Annotated in this window: 14 protein-coding genes; 7 read left to right on the forward strand and 7 right to left on the reverse strand. The window is 63.1% G+C overall.

What is annotated here, in order from left to right:
• The first annotated feature begins 358 nt into the window (after positions 1–358).
• The 6 genes from AC07NV_RS09045 (at position 359) to AC07NV_RS09070 (ending at position 8,212) form a co-directional block, all read left to right on the forward strand.
• Positions 359–2,704 carry a bifunctional diguanylate cyclase/phosphodiesterase gene (locus tag AC07NV_RS09045; protein WP_495166019.1) on the forward strand — a complete coding sequence of 782 codons (2,346 nt, stop codon included), beginning with the start codon at positions 359–361 and terminating at the stop codon, positions 2,702–2,704.
• Between the two features lie 267 nt (positions 2,705–2,971).
• Positions 2,972–3,517, forward strand: coding sequence for a Csu type fimbrial protein (locus AC07NV_RS09050; RefSeq protein WP_495166020.1), 546 nt, complete (start codon positions 2,972–2,974; stop codon positions 3,515–3,517).
• A gap of 18 nt (positions 3,518–3,535) precedes the next feature.
• The gene (locus tag AC07NV_RS09055; protein ID WP_495166021.1) at positions 3,536–4,087 is read left to right on the forward strand and encodes a Csu type fimbrial protein; all 552 of its coding nucleotides are present in this window, start codon (positions 3,536–3,538) and stop codon (positions 4,085–4,087) included.
• A gap of 22 nt (positions 4,088–4,109) precedes the next feature.
• The gene (locus AC07NV_RS09060) at positions 4,110–4,859 is read left to right on the forward strand and encodes a fimbrial biogenesis chaperone (protein WP_495166022.1); all 750 of its coding nucleotides are present in this window, start codon (positions 4,110–4,112) and stop codon (positions 4,857–4,859) included.
• Between the two features lie 6 nt (positions 4,860–4,865).
• Positions 4,866–7,226 carry a fimbria/pilus outer membrane usher protein gene (locus tag AC07NV_RS09065; protein WP_495166023.1) on the forward strand — a complete coding sequence of 787 codons (2,361 nt, stop codon included), beginning with the start codon at positions 4,866–4,868 and terminating at the stop codon, positions 7,224–7,226.
• Positions 7,214–8,212, forward strand: a complete 999-nt coding sequence (locus AC07NV_RS09070; RefSeq protein ID WP_495166024.1) for a Csu type fimbrial protein — start codon at positions 7,214–7,216, stop codon at positions 8,210–8,212. Before AC07NV_RS09065 ends, AC07NV_RS09070 begins: the two co-directional genes overlap by 13 nt.
• Before the next feature lie 54 nt (positions 8,213–8,266).
• On the opposite strand, the gene AC07NV_RS09075 is transcribed toward AC07NV_RS09070, so the two are convergent.
• The 7 genes from AC07NV_RS09075 to AC07NV_RS09105 all read right to left on the reverse strand — a co-directional run bounded on the left by AC07NV_RS09075 (position 8,267) and on the right by AC07NV_RS09105 (position 16,546).
• Positions 8,267–9,571 (reverse strand): dicarboxylate/amino acid:cation symporter, encoded by a 1,305-nt coding sequence (locus AC07NV_RS09075; RefSeq protein WP_495166025.1) that lies wholly within the window; start codon positions 9,569–9,571, stop codon positions 8,267–8,269.
• Complete coding sequence (locus tag AC07NV_RS09080; protein WP_495166026.1) at positions 9,568–11,970, reverse strand: TonB-dependent receptor plug domain-containing protein; 2,403 nt, start codon at positions 11,968–11,970, stop codon at positions 9,568–9,570. The genes AC07NV_RS09075 and AC07NV_RS09080 overlap by 4 nt, the downstream gene beginning before the upstream one ends.
• Before the next feature lie 56 nt (positions 11,971–12,026).
• Positions 12,027–12,659, reverse strand: a complete 633-nt coding sequence (locus tag AC07NV_RS09085) for a peroxiredoxin (RefSeq protein ID WP_495166027.1) — start codon at positions 12,657–12,659, stop codon at positions 12,027–12,029.
• Between the two features lie 199 nt (positions 12,660–12,858).
• A complete protein-coding gene (locus AC07NV_RS09090) occupies positions 12,859–14,076 on the reverse strand; it encodes a dipeptidase (RefSeq protein ID WP_495166028.1) in 1,218 nt (405 codons plus the stop codon).
• Positions 14,077–14,186: 110 nt separating this feature from the next.
• A complete protein-coding gene (epsC, locus tag AC07NV_RS09095; RefSeq protein ID WP_495166029.1) occupies positions 14,187–15,119 on the reverse strand; it encodes a serine O-acetyltransferase EpsC in 933 nt (310 codons plus the stop codon).
• The gene (locus AC07NV_RS09100; RefSeq protein ID WP_495166030.1) at positions 15,116–15,250 is read right to left on the reverse strand and encodes a hypothetical protein; all 135 of its coding nucleotides are present in this window, start codon (positions 15,248–15,250) and stop codon (positions 15,116–15,118) included. The genes epsC and AC07NV_RS09100 overlap by 4 nt, the downstream gene beginning before the upstream one ends.
• Positions 15,251–15,466: 216 nt before the next feature.
• On the reverse strand, positions 15,467–16,546 hold the full coding sequence (locus AC07NV_RS09105) for an aminotransferase class I/II-fold pyridoxal phosphate-dependent enzyme (RefSeq protein ID WP_495166693.1): 1,080 nt from the start codon (positions 16,544–16,546) through the stop codon (positions 15,467–15,469).
• Between the two features lie 351 nt (positions 16,547–16,897).
• On the opposite strand from AC07NV_RS09105, the gene AC07NV_RS09110 reads away from it, so the two are divergent.
• A complete protein-coding gene (locus AC07NV_RS09110; protein ID WP_495166031.1) occupies positions 16,898–19,609 on the forward strand; it encodes a TonB-dependent receptor plug domain-containing protein in 2,712 nt (903 codons plus the stop codon).
• Positions 19,610–19,951: the final 342 nt, after the last annotated feature.

The raw sequence follows: 19,951 nt of genomic DNA on the forward strand, positions 1-19,951 counted from the left end.
TCAAGACCACCGAGCACGCCAGGACCCGCAACACGCGCCATCAAAGCTGACAATAATATGGAAAATGTCGTCATGCGGGGACAATCTCGCCAGCAGCGCCGCCCTGCGGATGGTTTGCCAAAATCCCTTGCATTCGTGGTGCGTTCAACCCCGACCTCCATTTGCTTAGTAAGCTAACTATATAGCTTGCATGTGCTCCAGGCAAGTGCCGAGGTGAACGGCCGACCGTGGCGAGGGGCTTCGTATCGAGACGGGAGGATCGAAACTTTGAATAGCGGATAAGACAATTTGAATATCCACTAAGGCAATATTTATACTTTGCGCGCAAAAGATGCAGTGGGGACCGGGGGGAACATATATGTTCAACGTTCTCGAATGCGTGGTCCATCAGCATGACCTGCGCCTCGTCTTGATCGCCGCGCTCGTCTGCATCCTTGGAAATATCTGTCTTTTCGTTGTACTTAACCGGTCGACGCACTGCGTCGACGTCCGCCGGCGCCATTGGCTGGTCGTCGCTGCGATTGCGGAAGGCGTCGGCGTGTGGGCGACCCACTTCGTCGCAATGCTCGCCTACCGGGGTTCGATGCCGATCCTGTTCGACGAGGGCCTCACCCTCCTCTCGGTCGCCATAGCGATCGGTTTTTTCTGGTGCAGCGTCCGCTGGCTCGGCCAAACACCCACCCCGGCGCGCTGCGCGGCCGCGGCGGCGGGTGCCGCAATCGGCGTTGCGGCGATGCATTTCACTGGCATGGCATCGATTATCGCGCCCGCACGGGTATCATATGCATGGACGCCTATCATCATCTCGGTGCTTCTGTCGTCGCTGTGCTTCTTCGCGGCGTTCCTAGCCTTCGCTCATTCCGCGGGCTGGAAGCGAGTCGCCCTGCCCGCGAGCTTTGCCGTTCTGGCCATCGTCGTCATGCATTTCACCGCAATGTCAGCCACGACGCTGATTCCCGATCCGACGCGCGGCGGCGCTTTTTCTGCAGCGGGCGGCCGCAACTGGCTCGTGCCCGCCATCGTTCTTGCCAACCTCATACTGATAGTGCTCGCCCTCACCGGATCACTTATCGACCGCTGGCTTACCGACGCGCACGGGCTCGCCGATGCAACGCTCGAGGCGCTGGCGATTACCCGCGATGACCAGATCATCGAAGTGAACGGGCGACTTTGCTCGCTCCTTGGTGTCAGCAGCGGGGCGATCATTGGCAGCAAACCATCCGACTGGTTCGTCGCAAGCGATGGCACGTCATTCGAGCCCCCGGACGGCCACTCCACCGAGGCGCGCCTGCGCAGCAGCAGCGATGACGACCATATATTGGAGATTGCGACGCAGACGATCGAGTATCGCGGCCGTCGCTGCAAGGTGCTCGCAATCCGCGACCTGTCCGACCGGAAGCGCGCGCAACGGGCGATCGAGCATCTGGCGTCACACGATGCCCTGACCGATCTGTCGAACCGGGCCCACTTCGTCCGGGCACTCGACACCGCGATCGCGAAAAACGAGCCCTTCTCGCTGCTCGCTCTCGACCTCGACCGGTTCAAGGCGGTGAACGACATATTCGGCCACGGCGCCGGCGACGAAATCCTGTGCCGTATCGCCGACATTCTCCGGTCGGCGGTGCGCGCCGACGACATCGTTGCCCGTGTCGGCGGCGACGAGTTCCTCATCATCCAGACCTCGGTTTCGGAACCGGACGAAGCCCGCAAGCTGGCCGGGCGCATCCTTGACATGCTGGCGATCGAAATGGACGTATCCCGCGATCCCATGGCGGTCGGGGTCAGCATCGGCGTTGCCCTGTTCCCGCAAGATGGGTCCCATGCCGAGGTGCTTCAACGCAATGCCGACACCGCGCTCTATCGCGCCAAGAATAATGGACGGGGAAGCGCAGCCTTTTTCGACCAGGAGATGGACGAGCTGGCGCAGGACCGCCGCGCGCTCGAACATGATCTGAAGCACGCCATCGCCCGCAATCAGCTGTATGTCGTGTACCAGCCGCTGGTTGCGACGGCCTTCGCTTCTGTCATCGGCTATGAGGCGCTGCTGCGCTGGGACCATCCCGAACGCGGCGAGATCATCCCCGACGACTTCATCCCGGTCGCAGAGGAAATCGGCGCCATCGTCCAGATCGGCGAGTGGGTGTTGCGCGAAGCCTGCAAGACGGCGGCACTGTGGCCAAAGAACATCTCGATCGCGGTCAATGTGTCGACGATCCAGCTTCAGGTACCAAACCTACCAGCCGTTGTTCGCGACGCGCTGTCGCAATCGGGGCTCGAGGCGAATCGGCTCGAACTTGAAATTACCGAGACGGCTTTCCTGCGAAACCGGCACAGCGCGTTGAAGGCTCTGCACGAAATCCGCGCACTCGGGGTACGGATCGCAATGGACGATTTCGGTACCGGCTACTCGTCGCTCAGCAATCTCAAGGCTTTCCCCTTCGACAAGATCAAGATCGACAAGAGCTTCGTCGCCTCGATTTCGGACGATGAGGCGGCGCGGTCGATCGTTCGCGCGATCGTCGGCCTCGGCCGAAGCTTCAATATGCGGATCGTCGCCGAAGGGGTCGAGACCGAAGCGCAGCGCCAGATGCTCCTCGACGAAGGCTGCCCACAGGCACAGGGCTATTTCTTTGGCCATCCCGCCAGTGATCCGTTTCAGTCACTGGAAACACCTGACGTCGATAGGCGCGATGCCGAAATGTAGCTCCTTGCCTGTCTGGCCAGATCCCGGCCCGACTTGCCTATACGGCCACAAATCCACTTAGAATACTAAATATGCACATATCAGAAATTCAATCAGTGATGTACAAACAAATAATCATTATATTTCATAGAACACTGTCCAACAATGCAACAACTTCTCCCATATTTCGATTTTTTGAGGCATGTTATTAACCTTATTCCATTATTAGACAACCACCCGGAAAACATAGTTACGTTTGAAGTACATAGTAGTAATTCAGGAGTTACCATGTCACAGAAAATGTTCATCCCGTTCGCCTGTCTTTCGACTGTCCTTTTCTCCGCTGCCCCGGCGCACGCCGACGTTACCGGGACCATCGACGCGACGATCACGCTTGAAGCGGGCTGCATCATCAACGGCCAGAATTATAGCAACGGTGCCGCGGGCGCCGATTTCGGCACGTTGAACTTCGGCACCCAGAACACGCTCTTCACGCAGGCCGATGCGCAGGTGTTGAACGGCGCGACCGGGTTCACGATCCAATGCAGCAACGGCGTCGCTCCCACCTTGTCCTTCGACTCGGGTCAAAATGACGGATCGGGTGCAGGAGCAGGTGTCCACGCAATGAAGCATCAGACCGCGGCCGGGCAGTTCGTGACCTATAATCTCTATTCGGACGCGGGTCGCTCGGCGATCATTCCCGTTGGCGGAGACATTCTTCTGCCCAGTGACGGGTCGACGCAGACCGTCAATGTCTATGGCCGTGCGTTCGGCGAGCCCGGCCTTACCGCTGGTGTCTACACCGATATCGTTACGGTCGTCGTCGAACTTTAACCTCGGCCGGATGCCGCCATGGGCCGCGCCGCTCATTCAAAAGCCCCCGCGCTTTTCGCCGCAACGCTGGTGTTCCTGACGGGTGGATTTCCCAGCGCGCGCGCTGAAACGACGGCACAATTCGACGTCACGGCTACTATTGTCGCGGGTTGCCTAGTCGATGGATTGGGGAGCAGCGGCAACGCCGGAACGATCGGACGGCTTGATTTCGGCGTCGATTCGACTTTCTCGACCGCTACGCACACCGCGACGACAACGACGGGACAAGCGATCCACCTTCGCTGTACGCCCGGGGTTAATGTGATGATGAGCATCGACGGCGGTGGCCATGCGGCCGCCGGTGCGCGGCACCTCCAGCGCAGCGCTGATACTTCGGCGCGCATCGCCTACGCGCTATGCCGCGACGCCGCCTGTACCCTGCCCGTCGCGATCGGGGGGTCGGCCGCGATCCCCGTCAGCAGCGCAAACAGCGAGGATGTGCGCCTCCCGATCTTTGGCTCGCTCATACTGCCGGGAACACTGCCACCCGGAACCTACACCGATACGCTGACGGTCACTTTGACTTGGTGACCGCGATTTCAGGAGTGGCTCTATGAAACGTCCTTTTCTGCCTTTCGCTCTCCTGATCGTCGCGCTTGTCCTGCTCTTCGCTGCACCGCACCCCGTGGCGGCGCAGTCCGCGCCCGGCTCGATCCTGATCTGGCCGGTCAATCCGGTGATCGAGGGTGACGCCCGCGCCGCCGCGCTATGGCTCGAAAATCCGGGCAAAACGCCCGTTACGCTGCAGGTGCGTGTTTATAACTGGGCACAGCTGGACGGCCGCGATGTCTATGCCCCGCAGGACGAGGTTTTGGGAACGCCGCCAATCGTCAGCATCCAGCCCGGCGAGCGACAGCTTGTCCGCCTGACACGTACAACCCCGCCGCCGGCCGTCGCCGAAAAACCCTATCGCGTCATCGTCGACGAAATTCCAACAAGCGATGGTATCGCGGCGCCCGGCGCGGCGGTCAGTTTTCGCATGCGCTATTCGCTCCCGCTTTTCTCTTACGCGAAGACCGAAGCCCGCAAGAGCAAACCGCCGGTACCGGCCCCCGCGCTCGCCTGGCGCACCGGTTCGGGCTTCCTGGAAATTCGCAACAATGGCGCAGGACACGCACGCCTTACCGACGTCGCCTTCGCAGGAAGCACTGGCAGATCAGCCGTAGCCGATGGCTTGTTCGGCTATGTCCTTCCCGGAGCGACGATGCGCTGGCCCTTGCCGCCCGGAACAACGGTGTCGGGCAACCTCGTCGCTGCGGTAAACGGCCAGCCGAGCGCGTCCATCGAACGCTTCCCGGAATGATATGGCATGGTACGCGGGACCTTATCTCTGGCACGCTTTCATTGGGCATGGGCGCCGATCGCTGCGCTGGTCGGCCCGGCGGTTGCGCACGCCGCCGACAGCAGCGGCACAAACGGCACACATTACGCCGGATATGCCGGCCTGCCTCCGCCGCCTCAGCACGCCGATCTGGCGTCCGATCAGCGGCTCGAACTCGAACTTTTCGTCAACGGTATGCGGACTGGGGTCATCGCGCCGGTCGTCAAGCAGGGCAATCGGTTTCAGCTTCGCGCCGAGGAGTTGCGCCGTGCGGGACTGTCGTTCCAAACACCCAGCGAAGCGCTTTTCCTCGACGAACTCGACGGGGTGCGCGCCGATTATGACGCACCGGGCCAGCAATTGCACCTGACGGTGGCGCCGGAATATCTGCCCACACAGCGCATTGGCGCCGATCGCCGCGATTTCCAGCCCGCGAAATACGATACGGGCGCGCTTCTCAATTACGACGCTTACGTCAGCGGCGGCGGGGACGCAAAGTCCCAGGCGTCGCTATGGCACGAGGCCCGCGTCTTCGGCTCCGCCGGCATTTTTTCGACGACGGGCGTGCTGCGTACGGGGAGCGGCAACCACTATACCCGCTTCGACAGCTATTGGCGCTGGTCTGACGAACGGACGATGACGACGATCGAGGCGGGTGACGTTATCACACGGACGCTGCCGTGGGCGCCCGCAGTTCGACTGGGCGGCATCCAGGTGTCGCGCGACTTTTCGGTGCGCCCCGATATCATCACCTATCCGCTGCCCGAATTCGCCGGCAGCGCCGCGCTGCCCTCGACGGTCGAACTGTTGGTCAACGGCCAGCGGGTAGCGGGAAGTCAGGTCAACCCCGGCCCCTTCGCGCTCGACACGCTGCCGCCGATCAACGGCTATGGTGAGGCCAATCTGATCGTCACCGACATGCATGGCCGCAGCGTCGCGGCCACATTGCCCTTCTATGTCAGCAACGCGCTCCTGCGTCCCGGCCTGACCGATTATTCCCTAGCCGTCGGAGCCTTTCGCCGAAACTATGCCATTCGCAACTTCGACTATGACGGGATCGCGGCAAGCGCATCGGCGCGCCATGGCGTGACCCCCGGGCTGACCCTCGAGGTGCGGGCAGAAATCGCCGACGACATGCGCCTTGCGGGCGGAGGCACCGTCGCCAAACTCGGCAATTTTGGGACCGTGAGCGCAGCCTATAGCCGAAGCTTCGGCGATGAGGGCAACGGTGGCCAGTTGACGCTCGGCTATGAATATCAGGCACGCGGCTTTTCAGTCACACTGCGCCATGTCCGGCAGGACAGCGATTATGTCGACCTCGGGCTGCTCGACCGTCCGAATCGCGGCGGCTGGGAACGGCTGACCGCCGCAACCGCCAGTATATCGCTCGCAGAAGCTGGGACGCTCGGCATCGGCTATTTCGAATTCCGGAAAGAGCACGGCCGCGACGCTCGCCTTGCCAATATCGCCTGGGCGATCCCGCTGTGGCGCGAAAGTCGGCTGCACGCGACGCTGTCCCGCGAGTTTGTCGAGCGCAACTGGTCGGGCGCTATGACGTTGAGTGTTCCGCTCGGCGGCGGAATGCTGAGCGGAGGCGTCGCGCAGAGCGAAAACGGACGCACCGGCGTGCGTGCCGACTATTCGCGGTCGGTTCCCAGCGAAGGAGGTTTTGGCTGGAACGCAAGCGCGGTCAGCGAAGGCGGAGACAGCCCCTTCCTGCGCGGCGATGTCGTCTGGCGCACCCGGCCCATGCAGCTCCGCGCTGGCGCCTATGGCCGCGACGACGTCACCGGCTGGCTCGGCGCAAGCGGGTCGCTCGTCATCATGGACGACGCAGTGTTTGCCGCCAACCGCGTTTCCGACGCCTTCGCGGTTGTCAGCACGGGCGAGGCAGGTGTCCCGGTACGCTATGAAAATCAGCTGATTGGCGAGACGGATCGCAGCGGCCGGCTGCTCATTCCTGCAGCAAGCGCATATTATCTGGCGCTCTACGACATCGACACGCTGTCGCTGCCTGCCAATGTGAAGACCCCCGTCGTCCGTCAGCGCGTCGCGATCGCCGCCGGCCGCGGCCTTGTCGTGCGCTTTCCCGTCGAACATCTGACCGCGGCACGGGCGACGATCAGGAACGCAGACGGCGAGCCATTGCCCGCCGGTGCGCCGGCGACGATCAACGGCACGGCGACAACCTATGTCGGCTGGGATGGTCTGCTCTTTATCGAAAGCATTGCGGCCCGGAATGACGTGGAAGTCAGCCTTCCCGACGGCACGACCTGTCACGCCCGCTTTGCCGCTAACCCGAAATCCGACGACATTATCGATCTGGGGACCCTTACATGCAAATCCTGACCCGCATCGCATGGGCTCTCGCCACGCTGGCCGCTTCAACGCTCGTCCCCGGCGCCGCCAACGCCGCCTGCACCACCGCGACAACCAGCACCGATCTCGGGAGTCTCAGTTCCTATACGGTCGCGACGACGCCGCAGCAGGGCAGCGGTTCGGCAGGTCTTTCATGCGACATCCTGCTCGCCGCATTGACCGCCCATTATGTTGCGCTGCGCGTCGACGCCTCGACCTTCCAGCTAACCGGACCGGGCGGACAGACGATCCCCTATGTCGCGTCGCTGACCCCGAACGGTACGCCGCTGACGATCGGCAATTTCGAGAATTTGTCGTCGCTCAGCCTGGTCAGCCTGTTTGCGGGTTCGAACAGCAGCGTTCCGATCTATTTCCGGACCCCCTCGACGCCGGGCCTGCAGGCCGGCACCTACACGGGTTTTCTCGACCTCCGCTGGTATCATTCGGTCTGTACGCTGGGTGTCGCAGTCTGCCTCAGCTATTCGAACAGCCCAGGTCTTGTGCGGCCGCTGCTCGGCACGCCCTCCAACTGGGGCAGCGGGACCGCGGTGCGGGTCAATGTCCAATTGACCATACTCAACGACTGCATCATCACCGCGCCCAATGCCACATTCGGTTCGGCGCCGCTGGTGGGCAGCTTCAATCCCGTCACCCGGACCATCCTCATCCGCTGCAGCGCGGGGGCGGCCTATACGGTCGGGCTGAACGACGGGAACAACCCTGACAACGGCGTGCGGCGCATGCGCAGCGGCGCCAATTATCTGCGCTACGAAGTCTACAAGACAGTTTCATCGACCGACCGCTGGGGTTCGATCGGCACCGCCCGTCGCAGCAGCGCCAGCGCCGACACCAACGCCGGCATTTATGATTCGGCGACAACGCAGGGCTATACCTATCGCGCAGCTATCCTTCCGGGCCAGACGACGCCGCCCGCGGGCAGCTATAGCGACACGATCAATCTCGAGGTCGCCTTCTGAGCAACGACGAGTGCGATCGATCAAGGGCACCGACCCGGACCGATTGGCTAATGCTCAGGCAAGAAGGGGTTCCTCGCTTCGCCGATCCCCCCTGACCTCCTCGAGAAGCCCGGCGCGCTTTGCGACAATCGTCGGGACGAGCGCCTGCCCCGCGACATTGACTGCGGTTCGGCCCATGTCGAGGATCGGGTCGATGGCAAGCAGCAGGCCGACGCCCTCCAGCGGAAGCCCCAGCGTCGAGAGCGTCAGCGTCAGCATGACGGTGGCGCCGGTCAGCCCCGCCGTCGCTGCCGACCCCAGCACCGATACCAGAACGATTAGCAGATAATCGTCGATCCCGAGCGCGATTCCATAGAATTGCGCCACGAAGATCGCGGCGATGGCAGGATAAATGGCCGCGCAGCCGTCCATCTTGGTCGTCGCGCCGAGGGGAACGGCAAAGGCCGCGTAGGCCGCAGGAACGCCAAGTCGGCGTTCCGCCACCTCCTGCGTTACGGGCAAGGTCCCGATCGACGAGCGTGATACGAAACCCAGTTCGATCGCTGGCCAGGCCGCGCGGAAGAAGCGCAACGGCGACAGGCCGTTCGCCCAGAGCAGTGCGGGATAAACAACCGCCACGACAAGGAACAGCCCCGTATAGATGGCGACGGCGAACTGGCCGAGCGAGCCGAGCGCGTCCCAGCCGTAACGCGCAATCGCGTCACCGATCAGCGCCGCAGTCCCGATCGGCGTCAGGCGGATCACCCACAACAGCAGCCGCTTGAAGATGGCGAGCACCGACGCGTTAAAGGCAAGGAACGCCTCGCCCGCAGCGCCGACGCGCACCGCCGCGGTACCGACCGCGATGGCGAGTATGATGATCTGCAGCACGTTGAAGGACAGCGCGGTGGATGGCGCGCCGTCCGCGAGCTTGGTCGAGACGGTAAGGCCGAGAAAGTTGGCGGGAATGAGCCCTTTCAGGAAATCGAGCCAGCTCCCCGCCGTCGACGGCACCGCGGCCGCCGACGGATCGATCCCGGTGCGGAAACCGGGTTCGAGGATGATGCCGAGCGCGATCCCGATCAGTACCGCAATCAGCGCAGTTGCCGCAAACCAGAGCAACGTCTGCACGACGAGCCGCGCCGCATTCGCCAGATCCTTGAGCGCGGCAATCGACGCGACGATCGCCGTGAACACGAGCGGCGGAACAAGCGCGCGCAGCAATTGGATGAAGATCGAACCGATCGTCTGCAAGCCTTCGCCCAGCGCGCTTCCCTCGCCCAGGCCTCGCGCCCAGAAACCGAGCGCCACGCCCAGCGCCAGGCCGATCAGCACCTGGACGCCGAACGACGGCGAGCGAAGCGACCGGACTGCCGTCACCAGGTCAGCCCGACGCGCGCATAGAGATATCGGCCGTTAAAGCCGAAAGGAGAGTAGTAGGGAAAGCCGACGACACCGGTGCTGTTGAGCGCGGCGGGCGTAGCGTCGGGATAGACGTCGAACAGGTTGCTGGCACCAACCGCCACCTGCGCGCCCTTCGTCGGCGCATAGCGCAGCTCGAGGTCGGTGACGACATGCTTGCCGGTCAGGATGTCGCCAGAACCGTTCGCCGCTGTGCCCGGCTGATTGACCTCGCCATAATAGGTCGCCCGCAGCGTCGCGCCGAGTGCATCGCCCGACCAGTCGATCGCACCCGTCACTTTTTCGCGCGGCGTGCCTTCCTCGATCGTGGCGAGACGGTTCCGCCCGAAGAGCGGCGGAGCGGGGTTGAGAACCGCGGTCGTGGTCGGAATGCGCAGCACATCGACGTCGTTGAAGTTGGCGGCAACGGTGAAGTCGAACGTCCCGACGCTGTCGGTCCGCGCCTTGTAATTCGCGACGACATCGACCCCGCGTGTCCGCGTCTTGAGCCCGTTGATAAAGAAGCGCGCCGCCGGCACGTTGAACGGCGCGAGGATCGTCGCGACCTGCGGGCTGAAGCTCGCCTGGATATTCTCCGAAAGCGCGAGCTGGTCGCGGATCTTGATCTGATAAGCGTCGACCGTCAGGCTGAAGCCGCCTGCACGGATAACCGTGCCGACCGAGAAGTTGGTCGACTTCTCCGGCTCGAGCGGCAGGCCACCGAGCGCTATCGCGACGGGGCTCACCGACGGGAACTGCCCAGTCAGCACAGGCGAACCGTTCTGAATCACCGAGGAGACCGAAGTAAAATACTGCTGCTGCAGCGACGGCGCGCGAAAGCCCGTCGATGCCGTGCCGCGCAGCGCGAACCAGTCGGTCGGGTCGAAGCGCAGCGACACCTTGCCGTTGGCGGTCGATCCAAAGTCCGAATAATCCTCGACGCGCCCAGCGAGGCCGAGAAGCAGCGACGGGGTGAGCTTCGCCTCGACATCGACATAGGCACTGGCGTTGCGGCGGCTCTTCTCGATCGCATTCAAAGGCGAGAAGCCGCCGAAGCCCTGTGCGCCCGGCGCCTGACCCGGGATCGCGCCGGTCAACGGATAATCATAGGATGCGCGTTCGCCCGCGGTGATCTTGTAGCCCTCGCGGCGGCCCTCGACGCCAAAGGCGACGTTCAGCTCTTCGAACACATCGAACCGGCGCGACACATCGAGTCCCAAGACCCACTGGTCATAGGCGACCGCGCCGTCGTAGAAGTTGGTCGGCGAATTATTGCCATAGGCGTAGTTCGCTGAATTCAGCGTCCGGAACTCGATGCGGTTGCGCCCATAGCTGAGGTTCAGGTCGACATTCCATTCCCCGATGTCGCCGCGCAGCCCGATCGCCGAATTGAGATCGCGCGACTTGGTGTTGATCAGCGGCAGGAAGCCGTCGGGCCAGATCTGCGACACCGCCGCCGCGGCCGCGGGAAGCCGCGGGAATGCCGCGCTCTTGCTGTCGCGGTTCTGATAGCCCGCCCAACCGTAAAGCTCGATTCCGTCGGCAACCGGCGTCCCGGCGTTGACCCACAGCGAATATTGTTCGACCTCGGGATCGCCGAAGCGCCCCGTAACGCGGTTCGGGGTCACGCGCGGGTCGAAATCTGCGCGATTGGTCGGCTTGCGATCGACATATTCACCCGAGATGGTGACATATCCTTCGTCGCCGAGCGCGATCCCCTGCCAGCCCGAAACGGTGAGTACGGGCTCGCCGGTAACCCTCCGGCTCCCGCGCGCGGTGTCGATATCGGTCGCATGGAAGCCATAGGTCGCGGATACGCCGCCGCCTTCGCGCGCTTCGCGCAACCGGATGTTGATCACCCCCGCGATCGCGTCCGACCCATATTGCGCCGCCGCACCGTCGCGCAACACCTCGATACGCTCGAGCGCCGAGGTCGGAATGGTGTTGAGATCGACAGCCGCCGAGCCGCGCCCAACCGACCCGTTGACGTTGAGCAGCGCCGACGTGTGACCGCGCGTACCGTTGATGAGCACCAGCGTCTGGTCCGGTGAAAGACCGCGCAACGTTGCGGGGCGGATCGCGTCGGTGCCATCGACCGCCGACGGGCGTTTGAAGTCGATCGATGGCGCGATCGTCGCGAGCGCCTGCCCCAGCTCGGTCGATCCCTGACGGCGAAGCGCCTCGCCGCTCAGCACATCGACGGGCGCCGGCGAGTCGAGCCGCGAGCGCCCCTGCGCGCGCGTTCCTGTCACGATGATCTCGTCGCCACCCGTGCTGTCGGCCGCGGCGACATCATTTTCCTCCTGCGCAGAGGCGGGTGCTGCCGTCACGACGGCAATGGCCAACAGGCTGGTGGAGACAAGACTGAAACGAAGCATGAGAGGTCCTCCTGAACGATAATTTTGTTTTGATTCCGATATTGAAAAAGGGCAGCTCAGCCAGGCTGCTTCACCGTCCGCAGATAAGGCTTCACGGTTGTCCAGCCGTCGGGGAACAGGGTCCGCGCTGCGGCGTCGTCGACCGCGGGAACGATGATGACATCGTCACCGTGCCACCAGTCGGCGGGGGTTGCGACCTTGTGCTTGTCGGTCAGTTGCAGGCTGTCGATCGTGCGCAAGATCTCGGCAAAATTGCGTCCCGTCGAGGCGGGATAGGTCAAGGTGAGCCGCAGCTTTTTAGCACCGTCGATGACGAGCACGGTGCGGACCGTGTTCGTATCCGACGCGTTCGGATGGATGAGGTCGAGCAGGTTGGAGACACTGCGATCGTCATCGGCGATCAGCGGAAAATTGAGTGCCGTTCCTTGCGTCTCGGCAATGTCGCCGGCCCAGGCATGGTGGCTCTCGACCGGATCGACCGAGAGGCCGACGAGCCTCACCCCGCGCTTCTCGAACTCGGGTTTCAGGCGCGCGGCGGTTCCGAGTTCGGTGGTGCAGACCGGGGTAAAATCCTTCGGGTGCGAGAAGAGCACGACCCAGTCATCTCCAGCCCAATCGTAAAAGTGAAAGGATCCCTCGGTCGATTCCTGCGTGAAGTCGGGGACGATATCGAAAAGCTTGAGCGACATGGGCGTTCTCCTGCGGCGCGGACAGTCAGCCGCGCGCGATATGGGGTTTCAGGATGGCAACGGCCGGTCGCCGGGGGTGCGGTAGAGGGGCCGTGGATGATCTAGCAGCCGCGCCCCCAGGGGCGCCGCTCAAGATTTCTTATTGAAACGGAAGAAAAACTATCATCTCAACTGATGAGATTGAGTTTGTTTCGCCGCATCACTTTCGCCCGCCCTCGGCCGCACCCAGCACGCGAAGAAAATTGCCGCCCCAGATCGCGCCGACCTGCGCCTCGCTGTACCCGCGGCGCAGCAGTTCGCGCGTCACATTGGGTGCCTCGGCGGCGCTGTCGAAGCCAATCACCCCGGCGCCATGATCGAAGTCGGTGCCGATACCGACGTGCTGCCAGCCAATACGCTTGGCTATATAATCGATATGGTCGACGAAATCGGCGATGCTCGCCTTCGAGCGCGCGGCGGAAATTTCGTCAAGGTAGGTGCCACGTCTGGCCTCGGGCAGCGCCTCGCTGCCGTCATAGGTCGAGGCATAATCGGCCGTAAGGCCATATTTTGCACGGATCGCCGCGAAACGCGCAAGGCTCGCGCGGTCCGGTAGCGTCAGATAGGAGGTGAAGGGCGTCACCTGTACGACCCCGCCCTTGGCCTTGATCGCATCGAGTTCGGCGTCACTGAGGTTGCGGCCGTTGTCGACGAGCGCGCGCGCCGCCGAATGGGTGGCGGCAACGGGGACGCGGCTGAGCGCGACTGTCTGGAGCAGTGCTTCAGTCGAAAGCTGCGACACGTCGATCAGCACGCCGAGGTCGTTGAGCTTTGCCACCGCCTCGCGACCGATCGGCGACAGCCCGCCATGCTCACGCGCCGGCTCGCCGGGTTGCGGTCGTGAGGAATCCGCAAAATCATTATGTCCGGCATGATTGAACGCAAAAACCCGCACGCCTTCGCCATAAAGCCGGTCGATCTGTGCCAGATCCTTGCCGATCGATCGCGCATTCTGAAAGCCGATGAGGACCGCGATCTTGCCCTCGCCGTTCAACCGGCCGACATCGGCGGCGCTGAGCGCAAGGCCGACCCGATCGGGGGCGGACGCGGCGAAGGTCTTGATGCGGGCCAGCTTCTCATCGGCCTCGCGCCGCGCCACGGCGATGCCGGCCGCGTCGCGCGGCCCGGGTCCCACCGCCACAGCCAGCACGATCGCATCGACGACGCCCTTCTCGAGGTGCGGCAGGTCGGCCCGCGAGCCGCCATCGGCAAGATAATAGCGTTTCGGTGTCGAGGGCAGCAGGACATCGGCGTGGCTGTCGAGCACCAATATGCGATCATGGATCGCGGCGGCCTCGGCGCCGGTCTGCGCCTGCACCATCGCCGGCATCGCGAACAAGGTGCCCGCCAGCAGCGCGGCTTTCCATTGTCCTGTCATGTAAAATCTCCTGTGACACCCGTCTGGCCGCGGTCGGCATCGAGGAGTGGAGGTCCGGTTCGGCCGCTTCGCGCCTCCCGGTCGACCGGGCACAGCGCCGCGTGGACCGCTTACGCGCCGCTGATACTGTTCTGCTCGCGCGCCTGAATGACACGGCTTTTCGCGGGAACATTGTGAGTCAGCCAGACGTTGCCGCCGATCTCCGACCCGGCACCGATGGTCACGCGGCCAAGGATGGTCGCACCGGCGTAGATCACGACATCATCCTCGACGATCGGGTGGCGCGGAATGTTGCGCACCATCACCCCCGCGTCGTCGGCGGAAAAGCTCCGCGCGCCGAGCGTCACGCCCTGATAGAGGCGCACGTTGCGCCCGAGGATCGCCGTCTCGCCGATCACGACCCCGGTGCCATGATCGATGAAGAAACTGTCGCCGATCTCCGCACCCGGATGAATGTCGATCCCCGTCTTGTCATGCGCCACCTCGGCGATGATGCGCGCGACAAGTCTGGCACCGTCGACGTGCAACTGGTGCGCGAGCCGGTGATGGATGATCGCGAGCATCGAGGGATAACAGATCAGTACCTCGTCGACACTGCGCGCGGCAGGGTCCCCTCGCCACGCCGCCTCGACGTCGGTGTCGAGCAGGCGGCGCAACGCGGGCAATCTCCGGGTGAAGGTGCTGACGATTTCACTCGCGCGCGCATCGACCGCATGGATTGTCTCGGCGGCCATCGCATAGATCAGCTCGAGCCGGACCTGTCCGTACAGTCGCGCGAGCGTCGTCTGCAGCGTCTGTTCGACAAAGACATGCTCGTTATGCGGACGCACGAAATCGGGACCGAGGCGCAGCGGATAGAGCGCACCGCACAGCGCACCGACGATTTTCCCGAGGTCGCCGCGCGACGGGAAGCCTTCGCTGCCATATTCGGCATTGTGCCCATAGGCGTCGCGCCACTCGCGGCGGATCTCGGCCAGTTCGGATGCGACCGCGGCGACGCCGTCGGTCAGTTCCGGCTGCGGGGCGTCGGCGGTGTCGATCACAGGCCGAGGCGCCGCCAGAATTCCTGCGCGGTCACGCCGCCGCCCTCGACCGGCGGTGACCAGGACGGATGAGGCAACGGCGGTTGCGCAGCGGAGCGTCGGCGGATCGGGGGGCGGGGTCGGTTTCGCATCTCGTATCTCCTTTTCACAGAAGCACGAATCCGACACGGGCCAGTCTTCGTGCGCTTTAGCCGTTGGTGACGCGGAGCAAGCTGACAGACATCAAAAGCCGCGAGATCCGAAGACCTGCCTTTTATCTACTTATTTGATTGAGATATGTCGTGCCAAGCTTTCTTGGCATCGCGAAAGGAAATATTTGGGCCGGGTCGCAAAACCCTGAGGGTGGTCTATGCGCTTCCCTCTACCGTCAGGGCGTCACGAAACCGGGCAAGCCGGGCGACCGCTTCGTCGAGGACCGCCGCATCCTTCGCAAAGCAAAGGCGCAGGATATGCCGCGGCCCCTCGCCTTCGAACAATGCCGATACGGGGATCGAGGCGACGCCTGCCTCGCGCACCGCTCGCTCGCTGAACGTCCGGTCGTCGAGCGCGACGCCCGATGCCGCAAGATCGATGCAGAGGAACCAGGTCGCCTCACTTGGCAGAATGACAAAACCGGCACCGGTCAGGCCGCGCGCCAGCCGCTCGCGCGCGGCCCGCCATGTGGCGCGTTGCGCCGCGAACCAGTCGTCGGGCCGGTCGAGCCCCTCAGCGACCGCCCATTGCAACGCTGGCGGCGTCGTAAAGGTCAGAAACTGATGCGCGCGCCCGATAGCGCGTGCGAGATCGAGCGAAGCGCACAGCCAGCCGACCTTCCATCCGGTGAGGCCGAAGATCTTGCCCGCCGACCCGATCTTTACCGTACGGTCCGCCATCCCGGGCATCGACTGGAGCGACCTGTGGCGTACTCCGTCGAACCGCACATCCTCCCACACCTCGTCGCATAGGGCGATCAGATCGTGGCACCGGCACGCATCGGCGATCATCGCCAGTTCGGCCTCGCTCGCGACCTTGCCGGCCGGATTGAGCGGATCATTGAACATCAGCAGGCGGGTGCGCGGCGTGATGGCCCGCTCGAGCGCCTCCGCATCATATCGCCAGTCGGGCGGGCTCAGCCCGACTGACACCGGCGTGCCCCCTGCTCGGCGGATGATGGGCGCATAGCTATCGTACGCCGGCTGGAAGAGAATGACTTCGTCGCCGGGTCGAACCAACGCGAAGAGCGACGCTGCGAGCGCCTCGGTCGCACCTGACGTGACGACGACTTGGTCACGCACAAGTTGCAGCCCCTGCCGCCGCAGATAGAAACGGCAGATCGCATCGCGCAGCTCAGCAACGCCGAAGGCGGGTGGATATTGGTTCGATTTCTCGCGCAAGGCGAGTGATTTCTCCGCCCCTGCGATGATCGCTATGGGGTCGACTGTAAAGATTGCTCAAGCTCGATAGCCGGAATCGCCGGACTGCGCTGCCGCCGACTTTCGGCGCGGCGACAACGAGTGCATTTCGGCGTCTGCAGCCTCGCTCGCCCCTCACAAAAAGATCGAATTGAAAAATTCCTTCAAGCCACTTGATTTGCTGGAAAATTGAGTCAATTCGAGAAACTCACCATAGAATAAGTTTCTATAATTGAAAATTTTGTCTCTGTTGGGGTTGATTTTTCCGATCAATCCGACTTTATAGAAATTCGCAAAGGCGAAGGCCGGTCGGGCCTGAAGGTGAAAACACAAAAAAACACCGGGCAGGCAGCAGAGCTTCGCCGTCCATTGGTAAAGGGGATATCTATGAAGGTCGTTCAATCCTGCTGGCTTGCCGGCACCGCACTCTCGATGCTGGCCAGTCTGAGCCCGGCCTATGCGCAATCGGGCGATCCGGCGGCCGAGACCGTTTCGGATAGCGAGATCATCGTCACCGGTTCGCGCATTCAGCGCTCGGGCTTCGATGCGCCGACGCCGACGACCGTGATCGGCGAGGCCGAACTGGCGCTGGGCAACCGTCCGAGCATCGCGCAGGTCCTGAACGACACCCCCCAATTCCGTCCCACCTCGAGCCCGACGACGACAACCGGCAACACGTCCAGCGGCGTTTCGACCGCCGACATGCGCGGACTTGGCGCCGTGCGCACGCTCACACTGCTCGACGGGCACCGCTTCTCGGGCGCCGCCGATCTCAACACCGTGCCGCAGAGCCTCGTCAAGCGTATCGACGTTGTCACCGGCGGCGCATCGGCCGCCTGGGGCTCGGGCGCTGTCGCAGGCGTCGTCAACATCATCCTCGACGACGATTTCACCGGCTGGCGCATGGGCGCCCAGACCGGCGTCTCGTCGCGCGGCGATGGCGCGCGCTATGGCGCCGACATCGCATGGGGCACGGACTTCGCAGGCGGCCGCGGTCATTTCATGGTCGCGGGCGACTATATGAATGAACGCGGCATCCTCAACCGCAAGAGCCGCCCCCAGCTCGAATCGGGGGTGTTCCTGCGCCCCGACAACCGGCTGGAACTGGTCAACGACCCCAATTCCACGCAGCTCTATAACGGCGGATCGATTCTGGGCCTCACCGGAGCTCCGTATAATCTGGTCTTCAATCCCGACGGGAACATCGGCCGATTCCCCTTCGGCAGCGTGACCCAGGGCGTTACGACCGTCGGCGGCGGCGGTCAGAACATCTTCGACTATGTCGCGGTCAGCACGCCCTATGAACGCATCAACGGCTTCGCGCGTGCCGATTTTGAAGTGACCGACTCGCTCAAGATCTGGGCCAATTTCAGCTACCACCGCATGACCGGCAACTATGGCTTCTTCCCGGAAACCCCGACGGCCGTGATCATGCCCGACAACGCCTTCCTGACGGCGGCGAACCGCGCCCAACTCGCCGCCGGCGGCGTCACCGGTCCGTTCATCCTCGGCCGCGTCCTCGACGATGTCGGCGCCGACAAGATCATGACGTTCAAGTTCAACCGCCGGAACCTCGAAGGCGCGATCGGCCTCGAAGGCAGCTTCGGCAACGGCTGGAAATATAACGCCTATTACGATCATGGCGAAGTCCGGATCAACCAGGGCCTCAACAACCAGCGGATCAAGTCGCGCTTCAACAACGGCGTCGACGCGGTCCTCGTGGGCAACACGCCAACCTGCCGCATCAACGCCGATGCTGACCAGACCAACAATGACCCCAATTGCGTGCCGATCAACCTGTTCGGCAATGGCAGCATCTCGGACAAGGCGGCGGCGTGGGCCTTTGGCGGATCGCATCTGATCGCCACCACCAAGCTCGACACGGTGGGCGCCAGCCTGTCGGGTCAGCCCTTCTCGACCTGGGCCGGCCCGGTCGATATCGCGATCGGCACCGACGCCCGCTGGGAAAAGCAGATCACCAACTATGTCGATCCGCTGTCGCTGGCGAACGCACTGGGGACGCTCAACTCGTCGGCGACCAACGGCAGCTTCAACGTCAAGGAAGCATTTGCGGAAGTGAACGTCCCGCTGCTCGACATCGCAGACGCCGTGAAGCTCGAAATCAACGGTGCCGCCCGCTATTCGGACTACAGCACCAGCGGCGGTATCTGGTCGTGGAAGACCGGCGGCACCCTGCGCGTCGTCAACGACCTGCTGCTGCGCGCCGTCTACTCGCGTGACATTCGTTCGCCCAGCATCACCGAGTATTTCCTCAACCGCTCGACCAATATCGGCAATGTCATTGACCCCTATCCCAATGCCGGCGGTGTCGTGAACCGGCCACAGAATAATGTGGTGGTCTATGGCGGCGGCAACCGGAACCTGACGCCCGAAATCGCCCACACGCTGACGCTCGGCGGCTCCTATTCGCCGCACTATATCCCGGGCTTCCGCCTGTCGGTCGACTATTATGACATCGACATCGACAATGTGATCACGACGGTAACCGCGCAGGATCTGCTCAACCAGTGCCGCGCCAACCTGCCGAACGATCCGACCTGCGGCGGTGTGGTGACGCGCAAGGTGAACGGCGACATCGAATCGATGACGAACACCTTCCGGAACCTCGCCAACTATCAGACGCAGGGCCTGGATATCGAAGCCTCGTACCGGATGGCACTGGGTAGCGGCAACCTGAGCTTCCGCGCGCTCGCCAACCATGTCTTCAACCTGAAGATCAACGGGACCGATGTTTCGGGCATCGTCGGCGGCGAAACCGCTTTCTCCACGCCGAAATGGCGCGGCAGCGCCACGGTAGCGTTCGACAATGACGATTTCGGCGCCAATGTGCGTGTCCGCTATGTCGATGGCGGCCTCTACAGCACGCAAAAGGGGCCGACCGGCGCGATGATCGTGAACAACAAGAACGGCAGCCGGACCTATGTCGACCTCGGACTGCAGTTCAAGGCGGGCGCGTTCACCCTGTTCGGCAACGTCAACAATGCCTTCGACGTCAAACCGCCGTTCACCCCCTATATCACCCCGAATTATGACGTCATCGGCCGTTATGTTTCGGGCGGCGTGAAGCTCAACTTCTAAGCCTCCAGTACAGGTAGTCCCGGAGAGGCAGCGGTATCGATGATATCGCTGCCTCTTTTTTTGCGCTGGCCTCGTCAGAAGGCGGCCCTGGATGAAAGCTGCGCCCGGCCGTGCCGGCGCTTAAAGCCGCAAAAGCCCCGCATATGCGCTCCGATTCTGTGTCGTTTGCGGCTTTAAGGCTTGTCTTCGCCGGGCTCGGAACCGGCTTAAAGCGACAAAATATACCGATGTGCACCGCCAAACTGTCTCCTTTGTCGCTTTAAGAGAAGTTTGCCGAAGTCGGCGATTTCAAAGAGCGGGCCAGAGCGATTTTTGTCGATCCGTCTGCGTCTGCTTTGGGGT

The sequence above is a fragment of the Sphingopyxis sp. GW821-FHT10B01 genome (assembly GCF_059415685.1).

Coding starts and splice junctions, on each gene's coding strand:
- AC07NV_RS09100 (WP_495166030.1), bottom strand. CDS start 15,250: ATGCGAAACCGACCCCGCCCCCCGATCCGCCGACGCTCCGCTGCGCAA.
- AC07NV_RS09070 (WP_495166024.1), top strand. CDS start 7,214: ATGCAAATCCTGACCCGCATCGCATGGGCTCTCGCCACGCTGGCCGCT.
- AC07NV_RS09090 (WP_495166028.1), bottom strand. CDS start 14,076: ATGACAGGACAATGGAAAGCCGCGCTGCTGGCGGGCACCTTGTTCGCG.
- AC07NV_RS09065 (WP_495166023.1), top strand. CDS start 4,866: ATGGTACGCGGGACCTTATCTCTGGCACGCTTTCATTGGGCATGGGCG.
- AC07NV_RS09055 (WP_495166021.1), top strand. CDS start 3,536: ATGGGCCGCGCCGCTCATTCAAAAGCCCCCGCGCTTTTCGCCGCAACG.
- AC07NV_RS09050 (WP_495166020.1), top strand. CDS start 2,972: ATGTCACAGAAAATGTTCATCCCGTTCGCCTGTCTTTCGACTGTCCTT.
- AC07NV_RS09085 (WP_495166027.1), bottom strand. CDS start 12,659: ATGTCGCTCAAGCTTTTCGATATCGTCCCCGACTTCACGCAGGAATCG.
- AC07NV_RS09080 (WP_495166026.1), bottom strand. CDS start 11,970: ATGCTTCGTTTCAGTCTTGTCTCCACCAGCCTGTTGGCCATTGCCGTC.
- AC07NV_RS09060 (WP_495166022.1), top strand. CDS start 4,110: ATGAAACGTCCTTTTCTGCCTTTCGCTCTCCTGATCGTCGCGCTTGTC.
- AC07NV_RS09045 (WP_495166019.1), top strand. CDS start 359: ATGTTCAACGTTCTCGAATGCGTGGTCCATCAGCATGACCTGCGCCTC.
- AC07NV_RS09110 (WP_495166031.1), top strand. CDS start 16,898: ATGAAGGTCGTTCAATCCTGCTGGCTTGCCGGCACCGCACTCTCGATG.